Here is a 10,365-nt window from a genome sequence, read left to right as displayed (position 1 = left end):
GTTGTGCAAAGCTCCACATCAGTGGAAGACAGGGGATCGTGCTTCGAACTATGCTTTTTCATGGTCTCGCCCTCGCTGCCGTTGGCTTCTTTGAACGCCACCGTGGCACTGTGATGCCTCGGCGGGGGCGAGTCCATCGATTACAATAACCGTGCTAGTTGGACCAGTTGGGGCGGGTCAGGCCTTCAGCGCTTTCTTCGGATAAATGTCATACCGACTCGACTTCCCTTCCAGGCTATGGCTCGGCTTCGGCCCGTCGATAATCGGTGCCTTCCGCGGGCGCTTCACCACCACCCGGTGGCTGGCCAGCGCCAGGGCGGCCTCGAGCAAGGCCGGAGCATCCAGGTCGTCGCCAACCAGAGGCCGGAACACGCGCATTTCCTTTTTCACCAGGGCGCTCTTGTCGCGGTGCGGGAACATTGGGTCGAGGTAGATCACCTGCGGCGCTTCGCCTTCCCAGGCGCGCATGCGCTCGATGGCGTTGCCGGTCAGCAGGCGCATGCGCCCGACTATCGGGCCCACCTCGTCATCCGACCGCGCCCGCGCCAGGCCATCCTCCAGCAACGCGGCAATCAGCGGCTGGCGTTCGATCAGGGTCATCTGGCAACCCAGGCTGGCCAGCACGAATGCATCTTTGCCAAGGCCTGCCGTAGCATCCAGCACTTGTGGTCGCACGCCTTGGGCAATGCCCACGGCCTTGGCGATCATCTGCCCGTTGCCACCGCCAAACTGGCGCCGGTGCGCGGCCTGGCCGTCGACGAAGTCCACCCGCACCGGCCCCGGTGCTTGCGGCCCCAGCTGCTGGATCTGCAACCCCTCGGCGCCCACCTGCACGGCGAAGCCGGCGCTCTCGTCCTGTAGCGGCAGGCTTAGGCGTTCAGCCCACACCTTGGCCTGCTCCGCATACTCAGCCGACATCGCCTCGACCCTGATACCCGTGCCTTGCTCTTCCATCGTCCACACCTAAAAAATCAAACCAAGCCTTAATGAATCAGCAGCCACGGCCGATACAGGCAATATCCCGCTATTCTGCCAGAGCACAACGCGCGCGACTGCCATGTCAGATACTCTTCCTATCGGCTTGACCTATTTGTCGCCTGTCGGCAACTACAGTCAGCACAATACCCAGGCACTCGGGGGCGTCAGCCACCTGTGGCAGGATTTCTTTGCCCGGGCCATGGCCGAGCAGCAGGAAGAGCCCGTAGACAGCGTCAGCCAGTCGTTCGTGCAGTACGACCAGGACAGCGGCGAGCCCACCGGCGGCGCCCGTGCACTGGCCCTGATCGACGCCCAGCGCGCCTGCCCGGTGCAGGACACCGAGGTAGCACCGCCAGAGCCGCTGTTCCTGCCCAAGGCAGAGCTTGAAGCCAAACTGCTGCCGCCGGCGCCCGAGCCGTTCACTGCCATGGAGCTGATCGAGCAGCAGCGCCAGCTGGACACCAGCAACAGCTGGATGCGCCCGGTGGTGATGAGCCAGGGCCATCCGATTGCCGAGCCCGGCCCGGGCCCTGCCCCGCGGTCGTTGTTCCTGCCCATTGCAGAGTTCGAGACCAACCTGCTGGACCCGGCACCCGAACCGTTCGACGACGCCACCCTGGCCAAACAGCAAAACGACCTGGAATTCGACATCCACTGGGCACGCCCGGTGGTGCTGAACAACGTGCGCGTTCACGCCTGAGGCTAACGGCAGATCTGCCAACGCCCCATGTCCAGGTGGAAGTGATTGTGGTGCGCGGCGTTGTAGTCCGGCCCCAGTACCGTGCTGAAGCTCTCGCAAGCCGCCTGCTGCACCTGCCGCAAGAATTCTGCCTTCTGCCCACCCGCCTGCCAGTCACGCGCCAGCACGATGCGCTGGCCGTCCTGCAAGCGAAAACCGCTGATGTCCAGCGCATTGGCCGTAGCGTGCTGGCTCAGGCGACCCTGCTTGCGGTGGTAGACATTGCGGCAGGCAAAGCTGCCCAGGTGATCGACCTGCGTCACCCGCTGCCCCAGCACACGCTGCGCCACCGGCTGCAAGCCATGGTTCTCGAACAGCGCGTAGGCCACCGCCAGCGGGCAACTGGCCAGGAAGCTGCTGCTGAGCCGCGCCTGGCCGCCCTCGATGCGCCATACGTTTTGCAGCGGGCAATTGGCCGAAGCCGGGCTGTCGGCTTGCGCCCGGTAGCGCAGCTGACTGGCTTCCAGCGCCTGCCGGCACAAGGCCGGGTCATCGCGCAGACGTGAAAGCTTGTACGGGGTCAGCACGTTGGGCGGCTGGCGTACGTCCAGCGGCGCCCAGGGGTTCCAAACGGCAGGCAGGCGCCAGCCGAAGTGCCAGGCCAGGCCGGCCAACACCAGCAGGCCGGCCAGTAGCGCCAACACTCCCCGCATCAGCGGCGGAACAGGTCGTTGAGCTGGGCAAACGGCAGTGCCTGCTCACCGTAGCCGAACGTGCCCTCGTTGCGAATTTCCAGCGCGGCACGGTGGAAGGCCCCCAGCGCAGCACGGGCCAGCGACGAGCCGACGCTGATGCGCCGCACGCCCAGGTCCTGCAACTGGTTCACGCTCAGCGGCACACCCGCCATGCCCATCAGTACATTCACTGGCCGCGGGGCGACCGCCTGTACCACCGCACGGACTTCTTCGACGGTGCGCAGCCCGGGGGCATACAGCACATCGGCGCCGGCCTCGGCATAGGCTTGCAGGCGCAGGATGGTGTCGTCGAGGTCCATGCGGCCATGCAGCAGGTTTTCTGCCCGGGCGCACAGGGTGAAAGGGAATGGCAGGCTACGGGCAGCCTGCACGGCGGCGCGTACGCGCTCCACGGCCAGCCCCAGGTCATAGATGGGCGCATCACTGCGGCCACTGGCATCTTCGATGGAGCCACCTACCAGGCCGATTTCGGCAGCACGCAAGATGGTCTGGGCACAATCTTCAGGCATGTCGCCGAAGCCGTTCTCAAGGTCCGCGGCCACTGGCAACGCAGTGGCATCGACGATCTCGCCGGCATTGTCCAGGGTATCGTCCAGGCTCAAGGCGCCTTCGGCGTCTGGCCGGCCCAGGCTGAACGCCAGGCCGGCACTGGTGGTGGCCAGCGCCTCGAAACCCAGGCTGGCAAGCAGCTTGGCGGAGCCGGCATCCCACGGGTTGGGGATGACGAACGCGCCTTCGCGCTCGTGTAAAGCCTTGAAGGCTTCGGCTCGCAGGGTTTGCACATCCATGGTTCAACCTCCGGCAGTCAGGGAAAGGTCAGAGTAAGCCCAGTTGTTCGACCTCGGGCGCGCGCGGCAATTCCGGCAAAGGTGCAAGACCTGGCAGGCGTGCCATCAGGCGTTGATGGAAACGCTGGGCCAACGCCGCAGCCAGGCGATTGTCCGAGGTGTGCAGGAATATGTAGGGGTTGCGGCCTTCTTCGATCCACTCGGCGACTTTTTCTACCCAGGGGCTGAGGAAGGAGTGATTGGCCTCCAGCTCCGGGTGGCCGATGAAGCGCACCTGTGGGTGCTGACTGAAGGCCGCGGGGCGCGGTGGCACCTTGGGCTTCTTGGATTGCGCGTGCAGCACGGCAGGGTCGCGCGAGGCGCAGCTGAACAACGCACGCGGGTCCAGGCAGATGCGCTCCACGCCGCGTTCGTGCAGCAGGCGGTTGAGCAGGCGTTCTTCTTCACCCTTGGCGAAGAAGCCCTGGTTGCGCACTTCCACGGCCACCGGCAGGCCGATTTCGTCGAGGAAGTGGCAAAGCTCGCCCAGGCGTGCCGGGCCGAACTGGGCCGGCAACTGCAGCCAGTACGGCGAAACGCGCTTGCCCAGCGGGGCCATCAGCCGCGTGAAGTCGAAGGCAGGCTCCAGTTGATCACGCAGGTCACCTTCGTGGCTGATGTCCCGGGGAAACTTGGCGGTGAAGCGGAAGTGCTCGGGCATCACCTGTGCCCAACGGGCAATAGTGCCGGGGGCGGGGCGTGCGTAGAAAGTGGTGTTGCCCTCAACGGCGTTGAACACCTGGCTGTAGAGGCCAAGCATTTCATTGCTGTTAGCGTCGGCGGGATAGAGGTAGTCGCGCCAGGCGTTTTCGCTCCAGGACGGGCAACCGAGAAAATAAGGCAGTGGTGATGAACTCATCCACTAAATGTACAGGTCGAGCCCCAGTACTTCCATGTCCCATTCGGTGAAACCGGCGGTGCTCAGGTAGCTGGCCAATGCAGTGGCGGTGCGCCGGTCACGGGCGCGGGGGAAGACCATGTCCTGCTGGCGGGCTGGCAGGCCACCGCTGCGGCGGCGGGCGGTGGCATCCACGGGGGCGCCCTGGCTGTCATCTACCAGCTCGGCATCATCGATGGCCTCGTCACGCGCCGGTGCCTTGCGCGGGGTGCGCTTGACCGGGTAGGACTGCGATGAGAAACCGTCGATACGCATGGCATGAGCACTCAGGACCAATGATGGCAATTTAGCAGCATCAGGGTTCCGTCGCTAATGCTTGAGTGATAACTGGACCACATATCGCGCAAAAGGTTTTAGTGTTATCGGCGATAACCGACGAACAGCATTCAGCGCTTCTTGGGGGTAGCTACATTATCGCGCAGGTAGACCGGTTGCGCCTGCTCGGCGACGATTGCCTCGCCACGGGCCCAGGCGAAGCTGGCCAGGCTGAGAACGTCCAGGGCATTGGGCAAGGCGCCAGGGTTGCTGGCGGCCACCTTCACCGCCAGGCGCTCGGCGTACCCCCATCCGGTACCGGCACCGAACCACTCGCCATGGCTGTCTGGCGGCAGCGCTACCTGCTCGGGCGGCAACACCGCTTCGCGGCCAACCAGGCGCATTTCGCCCGCCGTGGCCTGGTAGCAGCCCCAATACACTTCATCCATGCGCGCATCGATGGCGGCCGCCACCTGCTGCACGCCCTGCTCGCGCAACGCCCCCTGGGCCAGCGCGGCCAGGTTGGACACCGGCAGCACCGGGCGCTCCAGCGCGAAGGCCAGGCCCTGGACCACACCAATGGCAATGCGCACGCCGGTGAAGGCGCCCGGGCCACGGCCGAAGGCGATGGCGTCCAGTGCATTCAGCGAAACGCCGGATTCGGCCAGCAACTGCTTGATCATCGGCAGCAGCTTCTGCGCGTGCTGACGCGGGATCACCTCGTAATGGCTGGTTACCTTGCCGTCATGCAGCAGCGCGACGGAACAGGCTTCGGTGGCGGTATCCAGGGCCAGCAGGGTGGTCATCGAACGGGTATCCAGGTGCGAATGAAAAGAGCGGCAGTATAGAGCAGCGGCGGCGTTGTGTCCCGAAGGGGCGCTGTGCGGCCTTTGCAGGAGGTCTACACAACATGGCCTTGACGCGGTCCCTGTAGGAGCGGCCTTGCGTCGCGATGGGGCGCGTAGCGGCCCCACGATTTCAGCTTCGCCGCAGAAATTGCCGGGGCCGCTTGGCGGCCCATCGCGACGCAAGGCCGCTCCTACAGGGGCCGCGCCAGGCCGTGGACTGCAGGCCGGAAACGACAACGGCCCGCTAGCGGGCCGTTGTCGGGGGGCGTCAGGCGCTGATCAGCTCAGGGCTGCCAGGACCTTGGCAGTGATGGCGTCGACCGAACCGACACCTTCAATGTGGCTGTACTTCGGCTTGCCGGCATTGGCAGCCGACAGCTTCTGGTAGAAGTCCACCAGCGGTTTGGTCTGGGTGTGGTAGACCGACAGGCGATGACGAACGGTTTCTTCCTTGTCGTCGTCGCGCTGGATCAGGTCTTCGCCAGTGACGTCGTCCTTGCCTTCCACTTTCGGCGGATTGTACTGAATATGGTAGGTGCGGCCCGAGGCCAGGTGCACGCGGCGGCCAGCCATGCGGCCGACGATTTCTTCGTCGTCCACGGCGATTTCGACCACGGCGTCGATGTCGACACCGGCAGAGACCATGGCTTCAGCTTGCGGGATAGTGCGTGGGAAGCCGTCGAACAGGCAGCCGTTGGCGCAATCAGGCTGGGCGATGCGCTCCTTGACCAGGCTGATGATCAGCTCGTCGGAGACCAGCTGGCCGGCATCCATGACTTTCTTCAGTTCCAGGCCCAGCGGGGTACCGGCCTTTACGGCGGCACGCAGCATGTCACCGGTGGAGATCTGTGGAATACCGAACTTTTCGGTGATGAACTTTGCCTGAGTACCTTTACCGGCCCCGGGAGCTCCCAGCAGAATTACGCGCATCTCGTGCTCCTCAAATTTTTTTATGAAATTCAATGGATTCGGCAACCAGGGCCAAGTCCGGAAAATCGGGTATGACCATAAAACGGTCAGAAGGCTGCTCAAGATACACAGCGCCCGGCAGCCATACAAGCGTCCCAAAGTTGCAGGAATGCGCCACTTGTGGCCGACCGGGCAGGTGGTTGCGCCCGGCGCAACCACCCTCCCCTTACCCGTGCATGGCCTGCACGGCACTCACGCTGGCTAACAAGGCCCCACCCTCAGCCGGTATTGCGCAACCCGGCGGCAATACCCGCCACGGTCACCAGCAAGGCCTGCTCCAACGGGCTGTCCAGAGCGGCTTCGCGGCTGCGCGAGCGGGCCAGCAACTCGGCCTGCAGGCGGTGCAGCGGGTCCAGGTAGGTGTTGCGCAGGCTGATGAATTCCAGCGTCTCGGGGCTGTGCGCCAGTAGCACCGGCTGCCCGGTCAGACCCAGCACCACCTGGCACGACTGCGACAATAGGTCGCGCAGGTGCGCACCTAAAGGAAGCAAGTCCGGTTGCACCAGACGTTCGTCGTAGGCCTCGGCAATTTGCGCATCGGCCTTGGCCAGCACCATTTCCAGCATGTCGATGCGGGTGCGAAAGAACGGCCACTGCTCGCGCATCTGTGCCAGCAACTCACCCTGGCCACGGGCCAAGGCGTTGCTCAGCGCGGTTTCCCAGCCCAGCCAGGCCGGCAGCATCAGCCGGGTCTGGGTCCAGCCGAAGATCCATGGGATGGCCCGCAGGCTTTCGATCCCCCCTGCGCGGCGCTTGGCCGGGCGGCTGCCCAGCGGCAGGCGCCCCAGTTCCTGTTCTGGCGTCGACTGGCGGAAGTACTCGACGAAATCGGGGTTGTCGCGCACCACGCTGCGGTAAGCCTTGACGCCATCGGCAGCCAACTGGTCCATCACCTCGCGCCAGGCCGGCTGCGGGGGCGGTGGTGGCAACAACGTAGCTTCGAGCACAGCGGCCAGGTACAGGTTCAGGTTTTGCTCGGCGATGCCCGGCAAACCGAACTTGAAGCGGATCATCTCGCCTTGCTCGGTGGTGCGGAAACGCCCCGCCACCGAACCCGGTGGCTGCGACAGGATCGCCGCGTGGGCCGGGCCACCGCCGCGGCCTACGGTACCGCCCCGGCCGTGGAACAGCAGCAGTTCGACCTGGTGCTCGGCACAGATACGCACCAGGTTTTCCTGGGCCCGGTACTGCGCCCAGGCCGCCGCCGTGGTGCCGGCGTCCTTGGCCGAATCGGAGTAGCCAATCATCACTTCCTGTGGGCCGCGCAGCCCGGCACGGTAGCCCGGCAGGCCGAGCAGGCGCTGCATCACCGGCCCGGCGTTGTCCAGGTCAGCCAGGGTCTCGAACAGCGGTACCACACGCATGGGGCGGGTCAGGCCGGCTTCCTTGAGCAGCAGTTGCACCGCCAGCACATCCGAAGCGGCACCGGCCATGGAAATGACATAGGAGCCCAGCGAGGCTGCCGGCGCAGCGGCCACCTCCCGGCAGGTGGCAAGCACTTCGGCAGTATCCGCTTGCGGCTTGAAATGCGCAGGTAGCAGTGGCCGGCGATTCTTCAGCTCGGCCTGGAGGAATGCGATGCGGCGATCTTCATCCCAGTCGGCATAGCGACCCAGGCCCAGATAGTCGGTGATTTCGGTCAGCGCGTCTCGGTGGCGGGCAGCGTCCTGGCGCACGTCCAGGCGGCCGAGGAAAAGCCCGAAGGTGACCGCGCGGCGCAGGCAGTCGAGTAGTGGGCCTTCGGCGATCACGCCCATGCCGCATTCATGCAGCGACTGGTAGCACAGCTCCAGCGGCGCGATCAGGTCGCGGTTGTCGACCAGCACTTCGGCGCTGGCCGGTTGGTTGCTGGTTAAAGCCGAATGCGCCCAGGCACGCGTCGCCCGCAGGCGGTCGCGCAGTAGCTTCAGCACGGCGCGGTAGGGCTCGGCACTGTCGCCGACCCGTTCGCGCAAAGCGTCGTTGGCCTGCTGCATGGACAACTCGGCGGCCAGTGCATCGATGTCGCGCAGGAACAGGTCGGCGGCCATCCAGCGCGCCAGCAACAGCACTTCTCGGGTGACGGCGGCAGTCACGTTGGGGTTGCCGTCACGGTCACCGCCCATCCACGAGGCAAAGCGGATCGGCGCGGCTTCCAGCGGCAGGCGCAGGCCGGTGGCGTCCAGCAGGGCCTTGTCGACCTTGCGCAGGTGGCTGGGGATGGCGTGCCACAGCGAATGCTCGATCACCGCGAAGCCCCACTTGGCTTCGTCTACCGGGGTCGGCCGGGTACGACGGATTTCTTCGGTGTGCCAGGCCTCGGCAATCAGCCGGCGCAGGCGTTCACGCACCTGCTGGCGTTCGTCCGGGGTCAGGTCACGGTGGTCCTGGGCAGCCAGCTGGCCGGCGATGGCGTCGTACTTCTGGATCAACGTGCGGCGGGCCACCTCGGTGGGGTGCGCGGTAAGTACCAGCTGGATATCGAGCTTGGCCAGTTGCCGGGCCAGGGCATCGTTGCTATGCCCGGCCTGCTTCAGGCGCGCCAGCAATTCGGGCAGCACACGGGCCTCGAAGGGTTCGGGCTGGCCGGCGTCGCGGCGGCGGATCAACTGGTACTGCTCGGCCATGTTGGCCAGGTTGAGGAACTGGTTGAAGGCCCTGGCCACGGGTAGCAAGTCTTCTTCGGCAAGGTCGGCCAGGGTCGAGGTCAATTGCTCGCCCGGGCCGCGGCGGTCGGCCTTGGCGCTGTGGCGGATGTCTTCGATTTTCTGCAAGAACGCATCGCCATGCTGCTGGCGAATGGTTTCGCCGAGCAGCTCACCCAACACATGGACATCTTCACGCAAACGCACATCGATATCGGTCATTGGCCCTCTCTCCGTTGCATCCCTTTCGGGCTCCACGCGATCCCTGTGGGAGCGGGCATGCCCGCGAACACCGGCACAGCCGGTGCCAGGCACCGCGTTTTGATTCTTCGCGGGCATGCCAGCTCCCACAGGCACTGCATCTGCACTGAAGAGTGCCCCCAGCCGAGCGGCAATGGCAAGCCGTGTTCGGCCAAAGCAAACTAAAGTGAAAGCACAGCACTCCCATGCAATGCAGCCTTAGCAGGCGTCAACAGAGGTCATCATGAAAATCCGTGAACTCGCCCAGCACTGGGAACAGAATGCCGCCGGCACCCTCAGCCGAACGGGCCATGTATTGCACCTGGACCTGGAGTCCGAGGCGCGGCTGGCCGCGCTGATCGACATGTACCCCAAGCGCACCGCCGAGGAACTGCTCGGCGAGCTGGTGGCGGCCGCCCTCGAAGAACTGGAAGCCAGCTTCCCCTATGTGCAGGGCCGTCAGGTCATCGCCACCGATGAAGAAGGCGACCCGCTTTACGAGGATGTCGGCTCTACTCCGCGCTTTTTGTCCCTCTCGCGACAGCACCTGCACAGCCTGAGCACCACCAGCGACGACAGCGAAAGATAACCACCCGCCCCACCGTTCCGGGCCGCGCCAAGGCCCGGAATACCGCTCCAGCCCGCGAAAGTTCCTGCCAACCCGCACTGACCAATCAGTCAGAAATAATTCCTCGTTTAGCGCACTTTTTTCTGAACCATTCCAAAAACGGTCGAGTCGGAGCCAATAGCCATCACGCTAAAACCCTGCACACTGCCCTCGTGCACCGTTCAGCTGAAGCGCGCGGTTTTGTCAGGGAATGAGCGATGGACTGCTACGGACATCGTCGTAATCAGGAGTGATCCAATGGAGCTGACCACCATGAAGACCCGCACTAGCAAACTGTCATCCACTCATGTGCGCGGGTTCAAGCTGGCCGCGCTGGCCCTGGGCAGTAGCCTGGTCCTGGCTGGCTGTGCGGGCAACCCGCCTACCGAGCAGTATGCCGTTACCCAGTCCGCCGTGAACTCTGCCGTCAGCGCTGGCGGTACCGAGTTTGCCGCCGTTGAAATGAAAGCGGCGCAGGACAAGTTCAAGCAGGCCGAAATTGCCATGCATGACAAGAAGTACGACGACGCCAAGCGTCTGGCCCAACAAGCCGAATGGGACGCACGCCTCGCCGAACGCAAGGCCCAGGCAGCCAAGGCCCAGAAGGCCGTGCAGGATGCCCGTCAGGGCGTTCAGGACGTACGTGAGGAAGGCCTGCGCAGCGCTCAGTGAGCCCTGCCCCGCC

Annotated in this window: 11 protein-coding genes; 3 read left to right on the top strand and 8 right to left on the bottom strand. The window is 64.8% G+C overall.

Annotated features, from left to right (window positions below; genetic code table 11):
* Positions 1-177 precede the first annotated feature (177 nt).
* Complete coding sequence (locus tag AK81_RS24700) at positions 178-954, bottom strand: class I SAM-dependent methyltransferase (protein WP_043203454.1); 777 nt, start codon at positions 952-954, stop codon at positions 178-180.
* A gap of 103 nt (positions 955-1,057) precedes the next feature.
* Between AK81_RS24700 and AK81_RS24695 the strand changes: the two genes are divergently transcribed.
* Positions 1,058-1,678 (top strand): hypothetical protein, encoded by a 621-nt coding sequence (locus AK81_RS24695; RefSeq protein WP_043203453.1) that lies wholly within the window; start codon positions 1,058-1,060, stop codon positions 1,676-1,678.
* 2 nt (positions 1,679-1,680) lie between these two features.
* On the opposite strand, the gene AK81_RS24690 is transcribed toward AK81_RS24695, so the two are convergent.
* From AK81_RS24690 to ppc, 7 genes are all read right to left on the bottom strand, one after another.
* The gene (locus AK81_RS24690) at positions 1,681-2,370 is read right to left on the bottom strand and encodes an extensin family protein (RefSeq protein WP_043203451.1); all 690 of its coding nucleotides are present in this window, start codon (positions 2,368-2,370) and stop codon (positions 1,681-1,683) included.
* The gene (locus tag AK81_RS24685; protein ID WP_016485183.1) at positions 2,370-3,200 is read right to left on the bottom strand and encodes an isocitrate lyase/PEP mutase family protein; all 831 of its coding nucleotides are present in this window, start codon (positions 3,198-3,200) and stop codon (positions 2,370-2,372) included. Before AK81_RS24685 ends, AK81_RS24690 begins: the two co-directional genes overlap by 1 nt.
* A 28-nt stretch (positions 3,201-3,228) precedes the next feature.
* On the bottom strand, positions 3,229-4,098 hold the full coding sequence (locus AK81_RS24680) for a DUF72 domain-containing protein (RefSeq protein ID WP_043203449.1): 870 nt from the start codon (positions 4,096-4,098) through the stop codon (positions 3,229-3,231).
* A 3-nt stretch (positions 4,099-4,101) separates the two neighbouring features.
* Positions 4,102-4,392, bottom strand: a complete 291-nt coding sequence (locus AK81_RS24675; RefSeq protein WP_043203448.1) for a hypothetical protein — start codon at positions 4,390-4,392, stop codon at positions 4,102-4,104.
* A gap of 131 nt (positions 4,393-4,523) precedes the next feature.
* Positions 4,524-5,198 (bottom strand): tRNA (adenosine(37)-N6)-threonylcarbamoyltransferase complex dimerization subunit type 1 TsaB, encoded by a 675-nt coding sequence (gene tsaB, locus AK81_RS24670; RefSeq protein WP_043203446.1) that lies wholly within the window; start codon positions 5,196-5,198, stop codon positions 4,524-4,526.
* Between the two features lie 321 nt (positions 5,199-5,519).
* A complete protein-coding gene (adk, locus tag AK81_RS24665; protein WP_043203444.1) occupies positions 5,520-6,170 on the bottom strand; it encodes an adenylate kinase in 651 nt (216 codons plus the stop codon).
* Between the two features lie 257 nt (positions 6,171-6,427).
* Positions 6,428-9,055, bottom strand: a complete 2,628-nt coding sequence (ppc, locus tag AK81_RS24660) for a phosphoenolpyruvate carboxylase (RefSeq protein ID WP_043203441.1) — start codon at positions 9,053-9,055, stop codon at positions 6,428-6,430.
* A 262-nt stretch (positions 9,056-9,317) separates the two neighbouring features.
* Here ppc and AK81_RS24655 point away from each other — a divergent pair, with 262 nt between their 5' ends.
* Positions 9,318-9,662: a hypothetical protein gene (locus tag AK81_RS24655; RefSeq protein WP_043203438.1), complete on the top strand. Its 345-nt coding sequence runs from the start codon at positions 9,318-9,320 to the stop codon at positions 9,660-9,662.
* A gap of 276 nt (positions 9,663-9,938) precedes the next feature.
* The gene (locus AK81_RS24650; protein WP_043203435.1) at positions 9,939-10,352 is read left to right on the top strand and encodes a DUF4398 domain-containing protein; all 414 of its coding nucleotides are present in this window, start codon (positions 9,939-9,941) and stop codon (positions 10,350-10,352) included.
* The last annotated feature ends 13 nt before the right edge of the window (positions 10,353-10,365 follow it).

This window comes from Pseudomonas putida W15Oct28, assembly GCF_000708715.2.
GTDB lineage: Bacteria > Pseudomonadota > Gammaproteobacteria > Pseudomonadales > Pseudomonadaceae > Aquipseudomonas > Aquipseudomonas putida_R.
The sequence above is the reverse complement of the archived record's forward strand: the minus strand, read 5'-3'. Positions and strand labels throughout refer to the sequence as shown.

Excerpts from the sequence above, each read along its gene's own strand:
- AK81_RS24700 (WP_043203454.1), bottom strand. The coding sequence starts at position 954 with ATGGAAGAGCAAGGCACGGGTATCAGGGTCGAGGCGATGTCGGCTGAG.
- adk (WP_043203444.1), bottom strand. The coding sequence starts at position 6,170 with ATGCGCGTAATTCTGCTGGGAGCTCCCGGGGCCGGTAAAGGTACTCAG.
- AK81_RS24655 (WP_043203438.1), top strand. The coding sequence starts at position 9,318 with ATGAAAATCCGTGAACTCGCCCAGCACTGGGAACAGAATGCCGCCGGC.
- AK81_RS24675 (WP_043203448.1), bottom strand. The coding sequence starts at position 4,392 with ATGCGTATCGACGGTTTCTCATCGCAGTCCTACCCGGTCAAGCGCACC.
- AK81_RS24695 (WP_043203453.1), top strand. The coding sequence starts at position 1,058 with ATGTCAGATACTCTTCCTATCGGCTTGACCTATTTGTCGCCTGTCGGC.
- ppc (WP_043203441.1), bottom strand. The coding sequence starts at position 9,055 with ATGACCGATATCGATGTGCGTTTGCGTGAAGATGTCCATGTGTTGGGT.
- AK81_RS24650 (WP_043203435.1), top strand. The coding sequence starts at position 9,939 with ATGGAGCTGACCACCATGAAGACCCGCACTAGCAAACTGTCATCCACT.
- tsaB (WP_043203446.1), bottom strand. The coding sequence starts at position 5,198 with ATGACCACCCTGCTGGCCCTGGATACCGCCACCGAAGCCTGTTCCGTC.
- AK81_RS24685 (WP_016485183.1), bottom strand. The coding sequence starts at position 3,200 with ATGGATGTGCAAACCCTGCGAGCCGAAGCCTTCAAGGCTTTACACGAG.
- AK81_RS24680 (WP_043203449.1), bottom strand. The coding sequence starts at position 4,098 with ATGAGTTCATCACCACTGCCTTATTTTCTCGGTTGCCCGTCCTGGAGC.
- AK81_RS24690 (WP_043203451.1), bottom strand. The coding sequence starts at position 2,370 with ATGCGGGGAGTGTTGGCGCTACTGGCCGGCCTGCTGGTGTTGGCCGGC.